Origin of the sequence: Mucilaginibacter sp. KACC 22773, from assembly GCF_028736215.1 — a bacterium.
In the GTDB taxonomy this organism is placed as follows: domain Bacteria; phylum Bacteroidota; class Bacteroidia; order Sphingobacteriales; family Sphingobacteriaceae; genus Mucilaginibacter.
On record NZ_CP117883.1, the window covers coordinates 4239937 to 4261090 of the forward strand.

A 21154-nucleotide genomic window follows, 5' to 3' on the forward strand; every position below is an offset into this window, starting at 1 on the left:
AATATGAGCTAAGGAGGCTATCGCCCCCTATCTTGTTTCGCTACAAATAATAAGGTGATAAGTTAACTATAGCGTGTATCGCCGGTGGTCATGGTCAACAAACTCCCAACGGCATGGGCCAAAGGCGTCAATAAGCATACCTGCTTCCAAACAAACACAACCGTGCACAGAATACGGGGGGATATAATAACCATCGCCCTTGCGTATTATTTTTTTTGTGCCATCTATGGTCATTTCAAATACGCCGCTCTCTACATAACTAACCTGCGAATGCGCATGATTGTGCAACACGCCACAGCCACCTTTTTCAAACTTTACCTTAACCAGCATAACTTTGTCGTCGTAACCAAACACCTGCCGTTGTACGCCATCCCCAACGGTTTTCCAATCGGTTGCTTCATTATATTGAAAAAGATTACTTTGTATCATGGTAAATGTTTTAGCGGCAGATAGCTGTAAAAATCAATATTACACTCAAATCCCCTAAACTTCACACATAAGCCTTAATATTTCTACGCAAACGATTTAGTTAGGCGCTAAAAATTTAAAAAACTGTTTATAGGTAATCATCCTGATTTTTCAGGAGTAAAACGGCCGGGGCTATCCATTAAACTAATTTTAACAACACACCATATACGCTGTTATTTAAAGGCTTAAAAACACAGTTTGCAGCCCCGGCGATTGTACACTAACAACGCTATTGCCTTTATTGGTTTTTATGCTAATAACAGCCCGGCCATTAATAGCCTGCAATTTTGCCGATCCTTTTGAAGTACCCAAATCATCCAGCAACGTACCATTCCCGGTTAACGAAAAACTGACCCAGTTAACCGCGTCCAAACATGATACACCTTTGCTATCCAATAATGTTGCTTGTATGGTAACAGAATCATTCCTTTCTGTAATTTTTTCCAGCTTCAGTTTAGCCGGTTTGCCCCATTTTTCGGTTTGATATACTTGTGATACCGTATCAGTAACGGTAACACGTCCCGTGCGGGCTTTTAGGACAAGCTCATTTCTGCCTTTCTTAAATTGAACCATCCACCTTAAACCGGCGGCGGGGAAGTCCTGGCTGTTACGCTTTTTGATGCCATAACTTTTGCCATTCACAAATAGTTCTGCCTCGTTGCAGTTTGAATAGGCTTTTACCATTTTCAATTCACCATCATCGCCCCACCTAACGGGCCAGTTATGCCCGTAGATATGCGCCATAGGCTTATCCGCCCAATAGGACTGAACCAAATAATAAATTTCCTTTTTTGTCAAATCACTTTCAACCACGCCCTTCTGGTTCATGTAAGGCAGCGGGTTATCAAATCTTATCGGGGTGGAGAAATCTTTAAACGCCCAAAACGCCGATCCGCTTAGCCAGGGCATAGTATCCTGCTCCTTCAATGTCCAGTCGAACAGGTTACAGGTGGCATTCTCGCTCCAATCAGCGTTTTTTAAAAGTTCGGCCGATTTATTGAAGAGTGTAGTGTCAATTATTCCGGCGCTATTCCTGATATTTTCCAAAGCCTTGTCTGCGAGTTCCGAGTTACGACCCGAGTGGCTGTCGCCGCCCCATTCCGCATGAAAAAAATGCTTTACATTCTTAAACTCATCTTCACTATATTTCCGGTATTCTGTATATTTTCCCTTATACCAGCCGGCCCATATGGTGGGCGAATAAATATCCGGAATGTCCTTGCAGAAATCGCACCGGCGAATAACTGTTTTGCGGGATGGGTCAAGCCTATGCGCTAAATCATTTTGCTCGCTCATAAACGCCCTGATTTTAGCTTTATCAAACTCCGGGAAGTCGCCGGGCCAATCATTTTCGTTACCCAGTCCCCATAAAATTATCGAGGGGTGATTGTAATGCTGGTGGATCATGTTAGTTAGCATACGGCGGCTCTGCTCCTTATATTTATTTCCACCCAATCCGCCGCGGCACCAGGGCTCTTCTTCCCATACGAATAAACCCAGGCTGTCGCATAAATTTAAAATAATACGCGATTGCTGATAATGCCCAAGCCGGATAAAATTGGCTCCCATCTCTTTTATCATCCGCATTTCCTGGTACATCATGCTGTCGGTCATAGCTGCCGCCACACCCGATTGATCCTCATGCCTGTGTGTGCCGCGAAGTAACAGCCGCTTGCCATTTAAGTAAAACGGGCCATTATCGGCAAATAAGAAATCGCGGAAACCTATTTTTTCCTTTCGCGTATATCCACCAGCATCTATCGTGATCTCATACAAGTAGGGATCATTGGGCGACCATAAATGCGGATTATTAACTTTGAATTTGCCAACAGGAACAGCACCATCATTATCAACATCAATGTTGTAAACAGTTTCTGCAACCGTTTTACCCAAGGCATCGGTTATTTTAATATTCCCGACTGCTTTTTTTACCTGATCGGGGTTGTAAAATGTAGCCTGAACATCGATTGTACCGGTTTTATATTGTTTATCTAATACCACGCTCGCAAATAAGTTATCGATGCCCAGAGCGGGTTGATAAACCAAATCGAGATATCGGTAAATACCGCCAAAAACATCAAAATCAGATAGTTGCGAGGGGATACTTTCCACATCGCGCGAGTTATCACAACGTATTTCGATGGGTATAGTTCCTTTAAATTGTTTAGCGAAGGCATCTGTTTTTTTAAAATCTTCAACCGCTTGTGTAATATCAACAAACCATTCATCGTAACCGCCAGCATGAGCGCCCACTTTTGTGGAGTAAACATACACATCGGTTTTTTGGCCTGCCCCTTCAAAAAACAACAGCGTGCGCCCGTTTTTATATGGATTGTTAATGTTTAACCGGGTGCGGTACCAGCCGGGCCCCTGGTAGTAATTTCCCGTTGGGTCAACAGCGTCACGGGCGTTAAAACAGTGGGGCAAAGTTACCTTTTGCCATAGGGGGTAATTGTCCGGCCCGTCTTTAGTCAGCGGTCGTACGGTTTCCCATATGCTGCCTATATCCTGCTTTAAAAATTCCCAGCTATTATTCAGCCGTATTTTTTGCTGGGCGTTTGTAACCAGGTTTATCAATAAAATGCCAACAAACAGTATAATTCTTTTCATCCTCATATATTAATGAGCGTTCCGCTACATGGCAAACGCATCTAATTGGGTTAACATAACTTAACACATTTCAGATAAATAATTTACAATTACCTGATAATCAATATGTTATTTTTAATCATGGTTAACACTAAACTCATCGCGCGATTTAGGCTCATCCAAATATTGGTGCCTGTTGCCGGCCAATACATGTCCCTTCGGCACCTTGATCATTTTACCAGGACCAGGCAATACAAACAAGGTATTGTTTGATGCTTATATCTTCCCGACGCCATAAGCTTATTCTGTTAGCTATTATTAAATGACAGCTTATCGTCGTTAACTATTTAGATCTGTTTACCCTGGTTGTAGCTATTAAACTTAATGATGGTCATCTCCCCACGGCCTTGGACGAGGATACATTGCAAAAACCTTATTAAAATCAATCCCCGGGTATTTTTCCTCAGCAAGGCTGCAAATGGTTAATGTTTCGCCATAACTAATAGGTTCTATTTGTTTGTACGGCCAGTCTTTTTGTTTCAATAAGTACGGCATTATCCATTCAATACATTTTTTAATTCCCCTCCCCTGTTTTTCGGTATGCCATAAATCAATATCCACCCGGTCTGCAAGTGTAGCCAGCATGCTCCAGCCGGTCAGGTTCATGTTCGAATAACTCCATGACCGCGTACGCTCCAGTTCTAATGGCTGGCGGCCCTCGGCTGTAAATTGTGTATCTATCCTGGCGATAGTCCGGTTTTGGAGAACTTCCTTTGCCAACTTGTCGTTTTCGGTGAAAAGGGCGAAATCAACTACCTGCACATCGTAAAAAGTGCCGTGGTTGTTGCGTGCCTGCCTTTCTTCATTCCCGTTTTTGCTATTTTGCAGCCATGTCAAATATTCGGCAAACCAATGCTTTACACCTGTTTTAACATTGGCTGTTATGCTTTTGCTACCCTGCATCATGGCAAGGGCATCCGGAATAACAGCCAGCGCACGGCTTTCAATTATACCTATACCACGGCCATCATTAATGCCCGGAATATATTGGGCATAGTTAAAGTTGGGGGCCATTTTTGTGGCGGTATCAATAAACCAGGTACGAATCAGCCCCGACGCTTTCTGGGCATACAGCTCGTTACCCGTAAAATAGTAGGCAAACCCCAGTTTTTTAACAGCCCGGCATAAGTCATTTAATTGCGAATCGTCGTGCAGCAGGTATATTTCGGGGTTGCGTTCGCCATCTTTGCGAATGTAGGGCTTGCCATCCGGCTTCGACGGGTCGGCCCACCAGTAAGGGGCCTGGCTAACATAATCATGCGGATTACCGCTTGGCGCAACCCTGGTTTTATGGAAAGTTACCGAATATGGGCCCGCCGCTAACTCTTTATCAGCATCGGCTAACAACGATTTAATTTGGTTGCTGATAGCTGTATCACTGGCCTGGTATTGTTTTTTTAAGACGGATAATTGCTGTTCATTCTGTAGCAGGAACCCGCTTACCTTTTTGTTTTGAGCGGAGGCATTAACACCTGCCATAATTAAAACAACGATGAGGTATCGCGCGGAAAACAATTTCTTAGGCATATCAATAAATTAAGTTTTTCAGTTTATTGGCAAATGGGATTAAATCAAACATCCGCATAAAAACCATTCAAAAATTTAGTTGGGGAGTATTTATTTACGAAAACGATGGAGATACGTTTTATAATAAGCTGTTTGTCTGAAATTTAGTGGGGAGGCCCTGGTTTTTCAAGAACGCGCTATCATGTTACAGACATTATAGATGCACGGGTGTGGCATCTCTTTTGAAATTAAGAAAAAACAAGAGGCTCCTACGGAGCCAAAAACGAGATATTTTTTCGCTATAAACATGTAACTCGGCTGGAGTTGGGAGTGGTTGGTTTATGATTGACTCCGGAGGAGTCGGGTGTTTATAGCACAAGAAAATCCGCAAGCCGGGCTCCGCAGGTGCCTCCTTTTAAAAGCGATTTCGTAGGACGTGTGGCGCTGCCGGTTAAGCAAGCCAGGCTTTACCTTAAATTATTAGTGTTACCGATAGTAACTATGCCGAGCGGGTAGATTTCTCAATTTCATCCCACATTTCGGCAGGTATCATTTCGAGTGCGCTGAACTGGCCGGCACCCTGCAGCCATTCGCCGCCATCTATGGTAATTACCTCGCCATTGATATAAGCTGAAAAATCGGACACAAGGAAAGCGGCCAGGTTGGCCAGCTCCTGGTGCTCACCTACACGTTTAAGGGGTACCCGGTTTTTAAAATCAAATTTCTGAGCCATGTCCCCCGGGAGTAAACGTTCCCAGGCTCCTTTGGTTGGAAACGGACCGGGAGCAATGGCGTTTGTTCTGATGCCGTGCCGGCCCCACTCAACGGCTAACGACCTGGTCATGGCCAGCACGCCACCCTTGGCACAGGCCGAGGGCACCACATAAGCCGAACCTGTAAAAGCATAGGTGGTAATAATATTCAGTATGTTACCCGGTATTTTTTCACCGATCCAATATTTGCCCAAAGCCAATGAGCAATTGGCCGAGCCTTTTAACACGATATCGATGATGGCCGAGAACGCGTTTGCCGACAAGCGTTCGGTCGGCGAAATAAAATTACCCGCCGCGTTGTTCAGCAATACATCTACCCTGCCAAAAGTTGTAATGGCCTGTTGCAACATCTTTTCAACTTCGTCATACTTTCGTACATCGCAGGCTATTGGCAATACCTTGCCGTGAGTTGTTGATTCCATTTCGGCAGCCGTTTGCTGCAGTACATCCAGTTTGCGGCTGGTGATAACCAGGTTGGCGCCCAATTGCAAAAAATAAGTGCCCATAGCCTTACCCAAACCGGTGCCGCCTCCTGTTATGATGATGGTTTTACCTTTCAAAGCATCATCCCTTAACATACCACCGGCAATTGCGGGATTAGGGCTTTTAGAATTATCGGGAGTTGAAGGATCTGTCATCATCAATTAGTTTGCGGGTGCACTTTTTGCTTTTAAATTCTGGATCATCATTTGCAGGCCCTGCCTGGTTGCAGGTGCCCACCATTGCTCCAGCATCTTATTTAAAGTACGGGTTTGATCGGTCTTTAATTTACTTATCAACTGCTTACGCAAATTCAGCTTACTTTCACTCCAGGTAACGGGGTTCAGTTTCATATAAACAGTTATCTTCTTTATTGCAGCATTCATCAAGCTATCCGGTGCACTAATTTCATCAATCAAACCCGCTTCCAATGCTTCATCTACCTGGAGCAACTTGCCCTCCAGTAAATATTGATAGGCTTTGCGCCGGCCAAGCCAGAATGAATACAAATTAAAAACACTATCAGGAACAATAATGCCCACAGGAATTTCATTTAACCCGATGACAAATTTCCCTGCAGCCATTACCCGGTAGTCGCAGCAAATAGCTAATATGCAGCCTCCGGCCGGGCTATGACCGCTTATGGCAGCAACCATTGGCTTCCTGAAAGCTGTTAGCGTATTTTGCAACACTAAAAAGTCGATCCAAAATCCGCGGCTTTGTTCCTGATCGTAATCATAAGCCTCTATCAAATCAATACCGGATGAAAAAAAGCCTTCCTTACCGGTTAAAATCACGCCGCCCACATTGTCATCATTCTCGAGTTTGTGGATACAATCAGTCAGTTCTTTAACCATCTGATGATTGATAGGATTTGAACGCCCCCTGTCAAGTGTAATTACAACAAGTTTATCCTGTATGGTTGTTTGAAATGTGCTCATCTGCTAAATCAATTTACAAGGGTTGGGTTATCACTCACTTCGCTGAGATACATTTTATCTATCTGGGCTTTGTACTTTTCGGCTATCACCTTCCGTTTCATTTTCCCGGTTGGTGTAAGCTCGCCGCTATCTATCGACCATTCATCCGGAAGCAAGGTTATTTTTTTTACCTGTTCAACATGGTTAAACTCGGGATTGTATTTATTGATAATTGATTGGTACAGTTCAATCACCCTGGTATCTTTAATTAGTTCCCCGTTGGATGAAAACGAGATCTCGTGTTGCTTGCACCAGGGTTTTAAATGCGTATAAGAAGGTACAATCAATGCCGAAACAAATTTTCTCTCCGAGCCACACACCATCATCTGTTCAATAAAATAGTTTTCTTTCATTTTATTTTCGATGGGTAGCGGCGCAACATATTTGCCGCCGGATGTTTTAAAGATCTCTTTTTTGCGATCGGTTATCTTCAGGAAGGAATCCTTATCCAGTTCGCCAATATCGCCGGTGTGGAACCAGCCGTCTTCTATCACCTCAGCGGTAAGCTCCGGATTTTTATAATATCCGGCCATAACGTTAGGCCCTTTGCAAAGGATTTCGCCATCGGCTGCTATCCTGGCCTGCACACCGTCAAGCAAGGGGCCAACGGTCCCAAATTTTCTGCCGCTTTTTTCATACCGGTTAACAGCAATTACCGGCGAAGTCTCGGTAAGCCCGTAGCCTTCTAAAATAACGATATTGGCCGCAGTAAAAATCCGCTCCAGTTTAATAGGACAGGCCGAACTGCCAACCACTATCGCTTTTATATTTCCACCTATAGCATTACGCCACTTGCTGAATACCAGTTTATCGGCTATGGCAAGCTTAATTTTATACCACTCGCTGTTGCCATTAATCTCATATGCCTCGGCCAGTTTTACCGACCAAAAGAAGATAGTCCTTTTAATACCGGTTAGTTTCTGGCCCTCGACCATGATTTTTTCAAACACTTTTTCGAGCAAACGCGGAACAGCTGTAAAAAGAGAAGGCTTTACCTCTTTCAAATTTGCGCCAATGGTATCCATATTTTCGGCGTAGTAAATAGAAAAACCGTTGAAGAGATAAACATAGGTACACATCTTTTCGAAAATGTGGTTGAGTGGCAAAAAACTCAAAACACATTTTTCTTTCAATGGGATCCGGGCAAGCACTTCGCCGGATGCTGCCGCATTGCTCATGATATTTTTATGGGTAAGCATTACCCCTTTTGGGCGGCCGGTAGTACCTGACGTATAAATGATGGTCGCGATATCATTTTCGGTAATCTGATCGCTGACTTGCTTTATTTTTTGCAGGTCATCTTCCTTTAAAGGTTTAAGTAATGTGCCCCAATGCATACAGCCATCTATATCATCAAAAGTATAAATGCCTTTTAATGATGGTATATTTAAATATACCTCTTTAACCTTATCGCATAAATCTTTACTGCTTACAAATACGTATTTAACTTCGGCCTCGTTTAGTATCTGCTCAATATCCCTGGTGCCTGTATTAGGATATAACGGGACCAATACGGCACCGGTTTGCTGCACTGCCAGGTCGGTTATTACCCATTCGGGCCTACCGTTGCTGATCAATCCAATTTTATCGCGCCCCTCGGTAGTGCCATCACCGGCCGAAACGCCCAGTTCCAACAAAGCGGCAGATAACTGGTAAATCATATCGTGCGCCTCTTTTGTGCTGTATGATTTCCAGGAACCATTCTGTTTTGCATTCAAAAAATTCGCCCTGGGCGCTTTGGCCTGGGTGTCTATGCAGTCAAATAATCTTGTCGCGCGTTCCATATTGCAACAATTATTTTAATAAAGGTTGCCCTTTATAGTAATTCAAATACACCCGCTGCGCCTTGCCCGGTGCCTACACACATGGTAACTATACCATATTTTTTTTCACGTCTTTTTAATTCATTAAAAAGCTGAACCGAAAGCTTGGCCCCTGTGCAGCCAAGCGGGTGGCCAAGCGCTATAGCGCCGCCATTAACATTTACTATGTCGGGATTAAGCTCCAGCCCTTTAATAATAGCCAATGACTGTGATGCAAATGCCTCATTCAATTCTATCAGGTCAATATCCTGCTGTTTCATCCCGGCCATTTTTAATACTTTGGGTATAGCTACCAATGGCCCTATTCCCATAATACGTGGCGGCACACCCGCAACAGCATAATTAACCAGCCTTGCAATTGGTTTAAGGTTATTCGCTTTTAAAAACCGTTCGCTCACCACCATAACGAAGGCTGCACCATCGCTTGTTTGCGATGAATTACCGGCTGTAACCATCCCTTTTGCATCAAATACAGGTTTTAGTTTGGCCAGGGCGTCAATGGATGTATCGGCACGCGGCCCTTCATCAACATCTACCTTAAACTCCCTTGTCTTTTTCTTCCCGCTTTCGTCAACATAAGTTTCCACTATATTTACCGGGGCTATTTCATCTTTAAATTTGCCCGATTTGATGGCATTGATGGCTTTTTGGTGGGAGTTATAGGCAAACTGATCCTGCTCTTCGCGGCTAACACGATATTCTTTTGCCACGGCTTCGGCTGTAAGGCCCATCCCCCAGTAATAATCAGGATGTGCCAGGGCAACATCGGCATTTGGCACAACGCGCCAGCCGCCCATCGGAATCAGGCTCATGCTTTCTACACCGCCTGCAATAATGCAATCGGCAATGCCGCTGTGTATTTTTGCCGAAGCTATCGCGATAGTTTCCAGGCCGGATGAGCAGTAGCGATTAACCGTCATGCCGGGTACTTTATCGGTATCCAATGCCATTAACGAGATAAGCCTGGCTACGTTTAAACCCTGCTCGGCCTCGGGGGTAGCGTTACCCACAATCACATCGTCTATCTGCTCCTTATCAACATTAGGCACCGATGCCATTAACTGCCTGATAACATCTGCGGCAAGCGTATCCGGCCGGGTAAACCTAAATCCACCCCGGGTAGCTTTTCCAACAGCGCTGCGGCTGGCTGCCACTATGTATGCGTTCATTTTATCTATATTTTATACTTATTAAAACTTAGTTCCTTAACACTTTTCCACCTGTTAAAATGGATTGTATCCGCTCAAGCGTTTTCTTTTCGGCGCAAAGCGAAATAAAGGCTTCGCGCTCCAGGCCAAGCAAATACTCTTCGCTTACTATCGAGGGTTGAGACAGATCACCTCCCGAAAGCACATAGGCCAGCTTCTGGGATATTTTTACGTCATGTTCGCTAATGTAGTTGCCGCTATACATCGTATTGGCGCCCACATATCCAAGGCCAAGGGCCTGCTTGCCCAATACCCTGATATCGCTGCGCGGAATAGGCTGTACATATCCCTCATTTGCCATTTGCAGGCATTGTTGTTTTGCTTCGGCAAGCAACCTGTCGCGCGATACCACTACCACATCCCTACCTTTTTTAAGGTACCCAAACTCAAAAGCCTCATAGGCCGATGTGGACACCTTTGCCTGGCCAATGGTTAAAAACCGGTCGCGGAAATTATTCAGTTCAACATCGCCTTCCTGTAACTCGTCTGAAAGCCGGAGGGCAAATTCTTTTGTTCCACCGCCACCCGGTATCAAACCAACGCCAAATTCAACCAGGCCCATATACAATTCGGCATGGGCTACCACTTTATCAGCATGAAGGCACATTTCGCAGCCACCACCCAAAGCCATCTGGTGAGGGGCTATCACGACCGGGATGGATGAGTAACGGATCCGCATCATGGTATTTTGGAAGGTTTTCACTACAATGTTCAGTTCATCAAACTCCTGTTCAACCGCCATCATAAATATCATACCTACATTTGCCCCGGCGCTAAAATTGGCACCTTCGTTTGATATTACCAGGCCTTTGTAGCTGGTTTCGGCAAGGGTAATGGCTTTGTTGATGCCTTCAATTACCTCGCCGCCGATGGTATTCATTTTAGTATGAAACTCAAGGTTTAATATACCATCGCCAATATCGGTAATGGTGGTTCCGCTGTTTTTCCATACGGTATTTGTAGCGCGAATGGTATCCAGCAAAATAAGTCCTTCGGTTCCCGGAATTATTTTATAATCCTTAGCCGGAATATCGTAATACAAGTGTTTACCGTTCTCAATTTTGTAGAAGCTTTTTGCGCCTACGGCCAGCATATCATATACCCATTGGGCAGGTTTATTGCCGGCTGCTTCCATGGCTTTTACGGTATCTTCAACACCCAGCGCGTCCCATTTTTCAAAAGGGCCCATTTCCCAGCCAAAGCCGGCCTTTGTGGCTGCATCTATTTTATAAAGCTCGTCGGCTATTTCGGGAATACGATTGCCGGCGTAAGCAAATAACTCGTAAAACGTTGCCCGGTAAAAATCACCGGCTTTATCTTTTGCAGCGATTAATATTTTGAGGCGGGCCGGGAGACTGTCAACTGCCTTAGTAGTTTCCAGCGAGGCGAATTTCACTTTCTGAGAGGGCTTATATTCCAGCGTTTTTAAATCGAGCGCGTAAAACTGGTTTACGCCGTCAACTTTTTCTTTTTTATAAAAACCCTGGCCTGTTTTACTGCCCAGCCAGTTGTTTTTCACCATGCCATCTACAAATGATGGCACCTTAAACAGTTCTCTTGCTTCATCATCCGGGGCGTTTTGATAAAGGCCGTTGGCAACGTGTACCATGGTATCTAAGCCCACCACATCATTGGTGCGGAACGTTGCCGATTTAGGATGACCTATTACCGGCCCGGTTAGCTTATCAACCTCTTCCACCGTCATACCGGTTTTCTCTACGTATTGCAGCACGCTCATGATGCTGAACACCCCAATGCGGTTGCCTATAAATGCCGGGGTATCTTTAGCCAAAACGGTGGTTTTGCCAAGGTACTTGCTGCCATAGTCCATCAAAAAGTTAACCACATCTGACGATGTTTCTTTTATGGGGATGATCTCCAATAATTTTAAATACCGGGGCGGGTTAAAAAAGTGGCTGCCGCAAAAATGCTTTTTGAAGTCATCGCTCCTACCTTCGGCCATCAAATGTATGGGGATGCCGGATGTGTTTGATGTGATGAGCGTGCCGGGTTTCCTGTATTTTTCTACCGTTTCAAATACCTGGCGTTTAATATCAAGGCGCTCAACAACTACCTCGATAACCCAATCGCAGTCGGCAATTTTGGGCATATCGTCGGTAAAATTCCCGGTAGTGATGCGTTTGGCAAATGATTTTAGGTAAATGGGCGATGGATTGGATTTTAAGGTAAAATCCAGCGCATCATTAACAATTTTATTCCGGGCTTTTTTATCGTCCGGCGGGGCATCTTTAGGTACAATATCAAGCAACAGCACCTGTACGCCGGTATTTGCGAAATGGCAGGCTATACGGCTGCCCATCACTCCCGACCCCAGTACTGCAACTTTTTTTATAATTCGTTTAGCATCCATCGGTAAAGCTTGTTTATTAAATTCTAAATTTATTCGGCCCGCGACCAGGTTGTAGTACGCCCAAACAGCGAAATGCCGATGTAGCCGCGGATATCTAAGGTTTTGCCCTTATAAGTTATTTTGCAGGAGTACGTTTTCCCGTTTAGCGGATCGTAAATGGTACCGCCTGTATACTTGTCGTCGCCATCTTTTTCAAAATCGGCCAAAACAGGTAAGCCCAACCGGGGCCTTGTGCGCAATTTTTCGTCAACGTTCATTTCGTCGACTTTTGGTTTGCCGTTTTTAAGGGGTTCTTTAAGCCACACCACCTTGCCATAAAACTTACCATTGCTTTCTTTTGTGATCTGGATTTTAGCGCTTTTTACATCGTTATACCACATGCCCTCAATTCTGTCTGCCTGCGCTTTTACGCAAACGCTTACCGAGAGCAGACTTAGCAGGATTAGTGCAAAACGGATAGGTTGTTTTTTTGATACAGACATTGTTTCAGGTATTATTTTTACAAAAAAACCATCTCTTTTTTTGAGGCATATCCATGATTTTCAGATTTACAAATAGTAATCCCGGCATCAGAAGCCATCTCTCAATAAGAAACAGGTAGAATTATAAAATGATTAAAATAATTTAGCCCCGCTAATTAACGGGATGGTTTATAATAACAAATATCAGCTTATGCTACGCTTAACAAAGGTTAAAACGACGGAAACATTTGTCAATATTTCGGAAATTAAAGTTAGCCTCTTTTGTTTGATAATTGCGCTACTAAATAATATTAAGTCGGAAGTTCTAAGTCTGAAGTCCTAAGCCGGAAGTATTATTTTTGACTTAAGATTTCCAACTCAAGACTGTCCGCCTTTCAGGGTTGCTACCAAATCAATATATAGTTGCATTGCAACATCGGCTGCCATACCCTTCTGTTTTAGCCAGGCGTCATATTTTGCCTTGGCCACAAAATCAAACATACCCGGAGTATTTTGAGTATTAATATCCCCTTCTGTTGCCTGTTTGTATAGGCTATATAAGCTTAGCAATATTTCGTTATCCGGTTTTGACGGCAGTTGCTTGCTTTCGGCAACCGCCTTTTCAAAGGCATCTTTTAAGTCGGTCATGGTTTAATTATTAGTTGCTGGCAGTATTGCGCTCTTCAATATAATCACTACTCCGGGGTGCATTCATAAACATCTGGCTTAGTTCTGCGGGCAATATGGCAAGCCTGCGTTTCTCCATATCTATCCAGGCGCCTTCGGCATTTACTACTGCGGCTTTAACGCCATCGCCCCGGTACAACTCGTGCCTTATCGCCCAGCGGGAACCATCGGGTCGCGAGCTTATAAGTTCGCAGCTTACCCGGATCAGGTCGTTAATCCCAATCTCGCGCAGGTAAATCAATTCTTCCCGGAACAGTACGGGCCCTATTTTATATTCGTAAAGTTTGGGGAGTTTTAAACCCAGGTTTTCCAGCATGGTTATACGTGCCTGTGCTGCAAAATCGGCATAAGCAGAATGCCGCATGTGCTGGTTTGAATCTATTTGCGACCATAGTACCTGGCCTTCATAAAAAAATTCCATAACCCTTATTGTTTTATTTATGCTGTTGCTTAAACTTCCTGACGGCTGCTGTCAGTCTTGGTAAAATCTCCATGGCATCGCCTACAACACCGTAATTGGCAGCTTTAAAAAAAGGAGCTTCGGGATCTTTGTTAATCACTACAATGTTTTTTGAACCGTTAACACCCGCCAGGTGTTGTATAGCGCCCGATATGCCCACTGCTATATATAAATTAGGACGTACGGTACCGCCCGTTTGGCCAACATGTTCGTGATGTGGCCGCCAGTGCGAATCGGCCACCGGGCGCGAGCAGGCTGTGGCAGCACCCAGTTCTTTTGCCAGTTCTTCCAGTATTCCCCAGTTTTCGGGCCCTTTCATGCCGCGCCCGCCGGAGACAACCAGTTCGGCATCAGCAAGCGCCACCTCGCCGGTTACTTTATTTACAGCTTTCACTTTTACACCGAAATCTTCTTCGCCAAAGCTTACATCCAATTGCTCTACAACTGCCTTCCCTTCAATTTTGGCTACCGGGAAAGTATTCGGCATCAGCATAATTACCTTTATATCGCTTAAAATATTCACATAGGCGAAAGCCTTGCCCGAGAATACGGCTTTTTTGATCACAAATCCTTTTTCGGTATCGGGATACGACAATGCACCCGCCACCAGGCCGGCCCCTAATTTCACGGCCACCCGCGGGGCAACCATCCTGCCGCCGATGTCATGAAGCGTTATAATTATTTTACTCCCCTCCTTTTGAGCTGCAGCTATCACCGCGCCGGCGTAAGCCCGTGCATGCAGCTCGTTTAAACGGCTATCAGCAACATGTAAAACTTTTTGAGCGCCATATTCACCAAGACTCTCCATTTCAGCAACGGCAACGGTGCCTAAAACAAGGGCAGTTACCGTGGTACCCGTTTGCTTAGCTATGTGTGCGGCATAGTGTAGCGCCTCAAAATTTTTCTTTTTAATCGTTCCCCCGGTATGTTCTATCAATACAATTACAGACATTTTTTTAAGTTTTTTGGTTTGAGAAATGCCCGACAAGTAGCGGACATGAAAATTCAGCTATCAGATTACTTTGGCCTCGGTATGCAGCAATGCTACCAGCTCGTCCATATTATCGGAGCTTACCAGTTTGATCCCGGCTTTGGCTGGGGGTAATTCATAAGACAATATTTGGGTAAGCGGTGCTATTTTAGTGGGCACAACAACCTTTAACGGACGTGTACGCGCCGCCATTATCCCACGCATGTTGGGTATCCGCGCCTCCGCAACTCCTTTTTGGCAGGATATTACCACGGGTAAGTTACAGGCATCCGTTTCCTCGCCGCCTTCTATTTCACGGGTTACCACTGCTGTATTACCTTCCAGTTGTATCCCCGTTGCAAAACCAACGTAATTGATATCCAGCAATCCGGCCAGCATGGTACCTGTAGTGCCGTTATTGTAATCGATAGATTCCTTGCCGCATAAAATAAGATCGTAAGCGCCCCCGGCAGCATACTCCGCTATATAACCGGCGGTTTCATACGGATCATCGCTATCGGCATCAATGCGGATGGCTTCATCGCCACCCAATGCAAGCGCTTTCCTGATCACCGGCTCGACATTGGCAGAACCAACAGTTACAAGGTGAACCTCAGTAGCTATACCGGTTTCCTTTAGTTCAATTGCCCGGATGAGGGCATACCATTCATCGTAAGGGTTAATTACGTAAGTAACACCATCGCTGCTGATGGCGGTGTTATTGTTTTTTAACACAATTTTAGTACTGGTATCCGGTACCTGGCTTATACAAACTAATACTTTCATTATTAGATTTTTATTTTTTAGGTTGATGTTGTTAAAACGGCGGGGATTCCCCCCTGACCTTTTCTATCTTGTGTCATCCTGACTGGTGAAATCCGTAGATTTTGAAGAGGAAATGACATTCAAAATAAAAGACTGTCATCCTGAGTGATAAAATTTCACGAAATTCTGAAGCGGAAATGACATCAAAAATAAAGACTGTCATGCTGAGGAACGAAGCATCTATTCGCGAACTTTTCTATCGGTCATGCATAGCTGACAGATCCTTCGTTCCTCAGGATGACAGAAAAATTGGACATGTTATTTTCCGCGTCAGAGTCATCATGGATTTTACCACTCAATATGACAGTCTTTCCCCGGCTTAAAAACAATATTTATTTTCGGCTATCAGTTTTGCGGCAACGTTCCTGCGTGCCTGGGTGGTATTAAAATCTTCGGTTTTGGTGAAGCGCTTAAGTCCCATCAGCATCATTCTTCTTTCATCGCCTTCGGCAAACGAGTTTAATGCTTCCCGGCCGGCTTTTGCAAGATGTTCTGCAGCATCATTAATATATACGCGCATGATATCCAACTGTTCTTTACAAGCTTCTTCACCCCTTAAACCAACCAGCTTTTCTACCCGCAGTTGCAACGATTCGCTCACATAAAGCTCTATCAGCATATCGGCCAGGTTCATAAGCACTTCCTGCTCTTTACCCAATTGTGTCATCAGTTTTTGCACGGCGGCACCTGCTACCATTAATATGGCCTTTTTAAAATTGGCTATGTATTTCTTTTCTTTAGCAAACAGGCCGTCATCTTCGGCTGCACCAAAATCGGGGATGCTTACCAGTTCACCTGCTACTTTTTGGGCTGGCCCCATCAGGTCAAGTTCGCCCTTCATGGCGCGTTTAAGCATCATATCAACCGTTAACAAGCGATTAATTTCGTTAGTTCCCTCGAAGATCCGGTTAATCCTCGAATCGCGATACGCTCTGTCCATTGGTGCCTCGGCGCTGTATCCCATCCCGCCGTAAATCTGTACGCCCTCGTCGGTTACATAATCCAAAACTTCGGATGCATGAACTTTAAGGATTGCCGCTTCTATAGCATATTGCTCAGTTCCTTTTAATTTAGCTTTGGTTTCATCAAGCCCCGATGCCATTAGCATTTCGGTCGCTTCCTCCATGTTCTGACAGGCCCTGTAAACAGCCGATTCTGAAGCATAAGTGCGGATAGCCTGTTGGGCCAGTTTGTATCTTATGGCCCCGTACTTTGAAATCTGGCGGCCAAACTGTTCGCGTTCATTGGCGTAACGCACTGATGCAGTTATCACATCCTTGCTTGCCCCTACCGTACCACCGCCTAATTTGATACGGCCGAGATTTAATATATTAACAGCTATCTTGAATCCATTCTGACGTTCGGAAAGCAGGTTCTCAACCGGTACTTTGCAATCGTTAAAAAACACCTGGCGGGTCGAGCTCCCTTTAATACCCATTTTGTGTTCTTCGGTATTCAGCGAAAGCCCTTCAAAATCTTTTTCGACAATAAAGGCGCTCAGGTTTTCATCATCATCTATTTTGGCAAAAACGGTAAATACATCGGCGAAGCCCGCATTGGTGATCCACATTTTTTGACCTGTGATGAGATAATGTTTACCATCAGCAGACAGCTTCGCCTTTGTTTTGCCCGAGTTGGCATCTGAGCCTGCGGCTGGTTCGGTTAGGCAATAAGCGCCTTTCCACTCGCCGCTTGCCAGTTTAGGAACATATTTTTGTTTTTGCGCTTCGGTGCCGTAGTATAGTATCGGCATGGTGCCTATACCTGTGTGTGCCGAAAATGCTACTGAAAACGAATGCCCGGCGCCCAATTTCTCGGTAACGAGCATAGATGTTTTAAAATCTTTACCAAAGCCGCCGTATTCTTCGGGTACCGATATGCCTAATAACCCAAGCGCGCCGGCCTCGTCCATTAAATGACGCATCAGTCCTTCCTCCTGCTCGTCAATACGCTGCAGGTTGGGTGTTACCTGCTGGGCAAGAAAATTGGTACATGTTTCGGCAATCATCAACTGCTCTTCATTCCATTCTTCGGGAATAAAAATGCTGTCTGCAGAAGTCTCCCGGATCAGAAACTCCCCTCCTTTTATGGCTTTCATTGGTTCAGTGGCATTCATAAATAAGTATTTAATGGTTGTGTTTTGTCCCGTTTTAAAATTTAGCCGATTATATTAATCACTATGTTATATCAGTAATTATCAGCATGTAACATGCGCCCCGGTTTAAAGCGCAGCAATTGGTTTTATAATCAGGAGTAAAATTAGCAGCGATGATAAACTAAAGAAAGGGCTGCAATGCGGAGATATTAGTCAAAAAGTCGGATTGAAATTGCGGACAATGGCAATAACGCAAGGTATTCTCTCCCGCATCGGGCTACTTAAAAAGCCGTTTTACTTTTGCAAAGCGACTTTTAGGTTTAGGAGTGCAAAACAAAATGCAGACTGGAACGCTCATGGCAGGAAGGCGCTGCGATTTTTTTGATGTCAGGGTTGAGCATAATTTCAAAACTTGCTGGTTAGCTTTTAAATCGTTTATCCCACAGTCTCATCAGATTTATCATCTGCGAATCTGTAAGTTGCTGAGACCAAATCAAAGTTCTAATTCCGTATTCCATGACCATACACGCCTTTCCTGCCTCTATAAAGTACCTGAATACATTCTTATTTGGTAGCTGAAGAGTTCCAGAAACGTAATTATACTTTTCCAATTTAAACTGTAAAGGCGGTGTATTTTGCTTTACGCCTACCAGGTCGGCAATATCTTCGGTGCCGTTTTCTTTGGTAACAATACGCCGGGTCGTCAGTAAACTGTAGTTGTCAGCATCAATAACGGTTGAACAAATAATTAATTCGTCTTCCGCAAGGTCCAGTTGTATTACAGGGTAGCGTTGTAAAAAAATCGAATAATTTTCATAAAAATTTGTCCATCGAAAAACGTAAGGTTCGTATGTATGTCTTTTAATCTCATATATAGAAAACCTGTGAATTATTTGGTCTGATCTTGTCACCTTAAATTAGTGTTGGTCTCACAAAATAAATCTTTATAAAGTTAAAAAAGAATGTTTTGCTTCATTTTCTGGTTTCATATCCCAATCAACCACTTAACTTAATCACCACTTAACCCAATCAACCACCCACTCAATGACCCGATACCGCCCTGTAATCAGACGGCGACATGCCTGCATGTTTTTTGAAGTATTTGCCAAAGGAGGATTGATCGGGAAAATGGATATCCTCGGCTACACGGGCTATGCTTACATCGTGGTTTCTTAATAATACTTTGGCCTCCAGTATTACCGCGTCATCTATCCATTCGCCGGCGGTTCTCCCGGTAACTTCTTTAACGGTTTCTGTTAAATGTTTGGGGGATACATACAGTGCATCGGCATAATACTGCACATTACGATGTTCTTTATAGTGATGAAAAACCAGTTCCTGGAAAAGTACGTTCAGTTCCTGTTTCCGGGTTTGCTTGCCTTTTATGATGATGTGCTGCTTTTCGTAAATGGCCTGTATTTCATAAAGCAGGGTCATCAAAATACTCCTGGAAATTTCCACATTGTAGGGATGTCCCTCACGGTCTAATTTTTTTTGTATCAATAAGTAAATCTCCAGTATCATCCTGGCATCTGCTTTATCGGGATAAATTACCGGGATAGATGCACTTTTAAAATAACTGAACGACTCTAAAAAATGGCTGTTGACGCTATTTTCTGTTAAAAAGGCTTTACTAAAAACAACAAAACGGCATAAAAAATCATCACTGCTGTTATAAATTCGTAAAACATGAAAAGGGGTTGCCAAAAGCATAGCATCGGGCCTGGCATCATATACCTGCAGGTTAACTTCAACCTTAGCCGTGCCCCGTGTACAGATACCTATGATATAACCATCCGAACGGTAAGGGTACTCACTCAAACTCAACAGCTGTTTTTCGTCAACAACAAAAAAATCAACACCGGCCAGCTTGTCGGCGTATAGATCGGCAAATTTTGATAAGCTTAATTGTCCAACCTTACTACTCATGTGTATATTTAATTATATTTATTTAATTCTTCTATTTTTCAAAAGCTCCCGAAACGCCGAAGGTTTTAAAGTATTTTTTGCCCATAAACTTAAATATAAGCGTTATCCCGACTTTTTGACTAATATCTCCGCATTATAGCCCTTTTTTTCTTTTCAATCCAAACTAATTTTATTCCCGATAGTTGCCAATTGTAATCCACATACAATTGCCTATTATAAACCAATTATATTTTTATGAGAAAAGTATTACTATTGATGCTTATTGTATCGCCGCTGATGGCTTTTTCCCAGGGTTTCCAGGTAAACCTGGAGGGACAAAAGCAAATAGGTATGGGCCATACCGGGGTGGGAACCTTACAGGATGGCGCTTCTGTATTTTTTAACCCGGGTGCAGTAGCCATGCTGCCAGAAAACTACATACAGGGCGGCATAAGCCCGTTATTTTTCAAATCTGATTTTAACCCGGCCGGCACATCAACGCAAAACAGAACCTCCAATAAGATTGCAACCCCGTTCGAGTTTTACGCGGTTTGGGGCCCCAAATCGTCTTTTTGGAAATTAGGGCTTGGTGTTTATACCCCCTTTGGCGGTTTAACCGATTGGGGTAACACCTGGCAGGGCAAATACGTGCTGGAGAGCCTTAATTTGAAAGCTATTTATTTTCAGCCTACGCTAAGCATTAAACTGGCCGACTTCCTTAGTATCGGCGGCGGTTTTGTTTATAACCATGGCAGCGTTGACCTTACCCGCGCCATACCCCTGGCAAACAGCTCCGGCGAACCCGGCCAGGCCGAATTGAAAGGTAGCGGAAAAGGTTACGGATGGAATGCCGGCATCTACATTAAAACAGAATCGGGCATAACCGTCGGGATAACCCACCGTTCGCGGGTAAATACCACCATTTCCAGTGGTAATGCCATTTTTAAAGTACCTACCTCAATCCAAAGTAGTTTCCCGCAGCCAAATACATTTACTTCGACCATACCATTACCGGCCACCAATTCTATCGGCTTCGGTTTTTATCCTTGCAGTAAATGGATACTGGCGCTTGATGTTAACCTGGTTAACTGGGATGCCTATAAAACATTATCATTTGATTATAAAACCAATACAGCAGCTTTACAGGATACACACTCGGCCAGGAATTACCAGCAGGCAGTTAGCTTGCGCGGCGGTGCACAATACAAAGCTACCGATAAACTTGCCCTGCGTTTTGGCGGAGGCTATGCCAGTACAGCTGTTGCAGATGGTTATGTAACACCCGAAGCGCCTGATGCAAACCGTGTTTATGGTACAATGGGCTTAGGTTATACATTGGCCAAACACCTTGATATAGATATCTCCTTTGAGTATGAACACCTGATGCAGCGTACCCAAACCAATATCGAATCGCAGCTATCGGGAACATTTAAAACAGATGTATACATTCCTGGTATCTCATTGGCTTATCACTGGTAATTCTTAAAGAA

At 44.1% G+C, this 21154-nt stretch carries 17 protein-coding genes; 1 reads left to right on the forward strand and 16 read right to left on the reverse strand.

Going from position 1 to position 21154, the window contains the following annotated elements; all coding sequences use genetic code 11:
- Window positions 1–66 precede the first annotated feature (66 nt).
- From PQ469_RS17250 to PQ469_RS17325, 16 genes are all read right to left on the reverse strand, one after another.
- Window positions 67–429, reverse strand: coding sequence for a cupin domain-containing protein (locus tag PQ469_RS17250; protein ID WP_090652463.1), 363 nt, complete (start codon window positions 427–429; stop codon window positions 67–69).
- Between the two features lie 216 nt (window positions 430–645).
- The gene (locus tag PQ469_RS17255; protein ID WP_274208790.1) at window positions 646–3078 is read right to left on the reverse strand and encodes a glycoside hydrolase family 2 TIM barrel-domain containing protein; all 2433 of its coding nucleotides are present in this window, start codon (window positions 3076–3078) and stop codon (window positions 646–648) included.
- Window positions 3079–3438: 360 nt separating this feature from the next.
- The gene (locus tag PQ469_RS17260; RefSeq protein WP_274208791.1) at window positions 3439–4644 is read right to left on the reverse strand and encodes an alginate lyase family protein; all 1206 of its coding nucleotides are present in this window, start codon (window positions 4642–4644) and stop codon (window positions 3439–3441) included.
- Between the two features lie 478 nt (window positions 4645–5122).
- Window positions 5123–6034 (reverse strand): SDR family oxidoreductase, encoded by a 912-nt coding sequence (locus tag PQ469_RS17265; protein ID WP_443192811.1) that lies wholly within the window; start codon window positions 6032–6034, stop codon window positions 5123–5125.
- Window positions 6035–6040: 6 nt separating this feature from the next.
- A complete protein-coding gene (locus PQ469_RS17270) occupies window positions 6041–6817 on the reverse strand; it encodes an enoyl-CoA hydratase/isomerase family protein (RefSeq protein WP_274208792.1) in 777 nt (258 codons plus the stop codon).
- An 8-nt stretch (window positions 6818–6825) separates the two neighbouring features.
- Window positions 6826–8640, reverse strand: coding sequence for an AMP-dependent synthetase/ligase (locus tag PQ469_RS17275; RefSeq protein ID WP_274208793.1), 1815 nt, complete (start codon window positions 8638–8640; stop codon window positions 6826–6828).
- A gap of 32 nt (window positions 8641–8672) precedes the next feature.
- Complete coding sequence (locus PQ469_RS17280) at window positions 8673–9848, reverse strand: acetyl-CoA C-acyltransferase (protein ID WP_274208794.1); 1176 nt, start codon at window positions 9846–9848, stop codon at window positions 8673–8675.
- 28 nt (window positions 9849–9876) lie between these two features.
- Window positions 9877–12258, reverse strand: a complete 2382-nt coding sequence (locus PQ469_RS17285) for a 3-hydroxyacyl-CoA dehydrogenase/enoyl-CoA hydratase family protein (RefSeq protein WP_274208795.1) — start codon at window positions 12256–12258, stop codon at window positions 9877–9879.
- A 29-nt stretch (window positions 12259–12287) separates the two neighbouring features.
- Window positions 12288–12740 (reverse strand): DUF2147 domain-containing protein, encoded by a 453-nt coding sequence (locus tag PQ469_RS17290; RefSeq protein WP_090652470.1) that lies wholly within the window; start codon window positions 12738–12740, stop codon window positions 12288–12290.
- A gap of 357 nt (window positions 12741–13097) precedes the next feature.
- The gene (locus PQ469_RS17295; protein ID WP_090652471.1) at window positions 13098–13367 is read right to left on the reverse strand and encodes an acyl-CoA-binding protein; all 270 of its coding nucleotides are present in this window, start codon (window positions 13365–13367) and stop codon (window positions 13098–13100) included.
- A gap of 10 nt (window positions 13368–13377) precedes the next feature.
- On the reverse strand, window positions 13378–13827 hold the full coding sequence (locus PQ469_RS17300) for an acyl-CoA thioesterase (RefSeq protein ID WP_274208797.1): 450 nt from the start codon (window positions 13825–13827) through the stop codon (window positions 13378–13380).
- A 13-nt stretch (window positions 13828–13840) separates the two neighbouring features.
- The gene (locus PQ469_RS17305; RefSeq protein WP_274208798.1) at window positions 13841–14818 is read right to left on the reverse strand and encodes an electron transfer flavoprotein subunit alpha/FixB family protein; all 978 of its coding nucleotides are present in this window, start codon (window positions 14816–14818) and stop codon (window positions 13841–13843) included.
- 60 nt (window positions 14819–14878) lie between these two features.
- The gene (locus PQ469_RS17310; RefSeq protein ID WP_274208799.1) at window positions 14879–15622 is read right to left on the reverse strand and encodes an electron transfer flavoprotein subunit beta/FixA family protein; all 744 of its coding nucleotides are present in this window, start codon (window positions 15620–15622) and stop codon (window positions 14879–14881) included.
- Between the two features lie 358 nt (window positions 15623–15980).
- A complete protein-coding gene (locus PQ469_RS17315) occupies window positions 15981–17777 on the reverse strand; it encodes an acyl-CoA dehydrogenase FadE (protein ID WP_090652475.1) in 1797 nt (598 codons plus the stop codon).
- Between the two features lie 398 nt (window positions 17778–18175).
- Entirely contained in the window at window positions 18176–18667 is a 492-nt protein-coding gene (locus PQ469_RS17320; protein WP_274208800.1) for a hypothetical protein, read from the reverse strand.
- Window positions 18668–18797: 130 nt separating this feature from the next.
- On the reverse strand, window positions 18798–19685 hold the full coding sequence (locus tag PQ469_RS17325; protein ID WP_274208801.1) for a helix-turn-helix domain-containing protein: 888 nt from the start codon (window positions 19683–19685) through the stop codon (window positions 18798–18800).
- A 234-nt stretch (window positions 19686–19919) separates the two neighbouring features.
- On the opposite strand from PQ469_RS17325, the gene PQ469_RS17330 reads away from it, so the two are divergent.
- Window positions 19920–21143 (forward strand): OmpP1/FadL family transporter, encoded by a 1224-nt coding sequence (locus tag PQ469_RS17330; RefSeq protein ID WP_274208802.1) that lies wholly within the window; start codon window positions 19920–19922, stop codon window positions 21141–21143.
- Window positions 21144–21154: the final 11 nt, after the last annotated feature.

Coding starts and splice junctions, on each gene's coding strand:
- PQ469_RS17260 (WP_274208791.1), bottom strand. CDS start 4,644: ATGCCTAAGAAATTGTTTTCCGCGCGATACCTCATCGTTGTTTTAATT.
- PQ469_RS17250 (WP_090652463.1), bottom strand. CDS start 429: ATGATACAAAGTAATCTTTTTCAATATAATGAAGCAACCGATTGGAAA.
- PQ469_RS17330 (WP_274208802.1), top strand. CDS start 19,920: ATGAGAAAAGTATTACTATTGATGCTTATTGTATCGCCGCTGATGGCT.
- PQ469_RS17280 (WP_274208794.1), bottom strand. CDS start 9,848: ATGAACGCATACATAGTGGCAGCCAGCCGCAGCGCTGTTGGAAAAGCT.
- PQ469_RS17270 (WP_274208792.1), bottom strand. CDS start 6,817: ATGAGCACATTTCAAACAACCATACAGGATAAACTTGTTGTAATTACA.
- PQ469_RS17275 (WP_274208793.1), bottom strand. CDS start 8,640: ATGGAACGCGCGACAAGATTATTTGACTGCATAGACACCCAGGCCAAA.
- PQ469_RS17305 (WP_274208798.1), bottom strand. CDS start 14,818: ATGTCTGTAATTGTATTGATAGAACATACCGGGGGAACGATTAAAAAG.
- PQ469_RS17265 (WP_443192811.1), bottom strand. CDS start 6,034: ATGACAGATCCTTCAACTCCCGATAATTCTAAAAGCCCTAATCCCGCA.
- PQ469_RS17285 (WP_274208795.1), bottom strand. CDS start 12,258: ATGGATGCTAAACGAATTATAAAAAAAGTTGCAGTACTGGGGTCGGGA.
- PQ469_RS17300 (WP_274208797.1), bottom strand. CDS start 13,827: ATGGAATTTTTTTATGAAGGCCAGGTACTATGGTCGCAAATAGATTCA.
- PQ469_RS17325 (WP_274208801.1), bottom strand. CDS start 19,685: ATGAGTAGTAAGGTTGGACAATTAAGCTTATCAAAATTTGCCGATCTA.
- PQ469_RS17295 (WP_090652471.1), bottom strand. CDS start 13,367: ATGACCGACTTAAAAGATGCCTTTGAAAAGGCGGTTGCCGAAAGCAAG.
- PQ469_RS17315 (WP_090652475.1), bottom strand. CDS start 17,777: ATGAATGCCACTGAACCAATGAAAGCCATAAAAGGAGGGGAGTTTCTG.
- PQ469_RS17310 (WP_274208799.1), bottom strand. CDS start 15,622: ATGAAAGTATTAGTTTGTATAAGCCAGGTACCGGATACCAGTACTAAA.
- PQ469_RS17290 (WP_090652470.1), bottom strand. CDS start 12,740: ATGTCTGTATCAAAAAAACAACCTATCCGTTTTGCACTAATCCTGCTA.
- PQ469_RS17255 (WP_274208790.1), bottom strand. CDS start 3,078: ATGAAAAGAATTATACTGTTTGTTGGCATTTTATTGATAAACCTGGTT.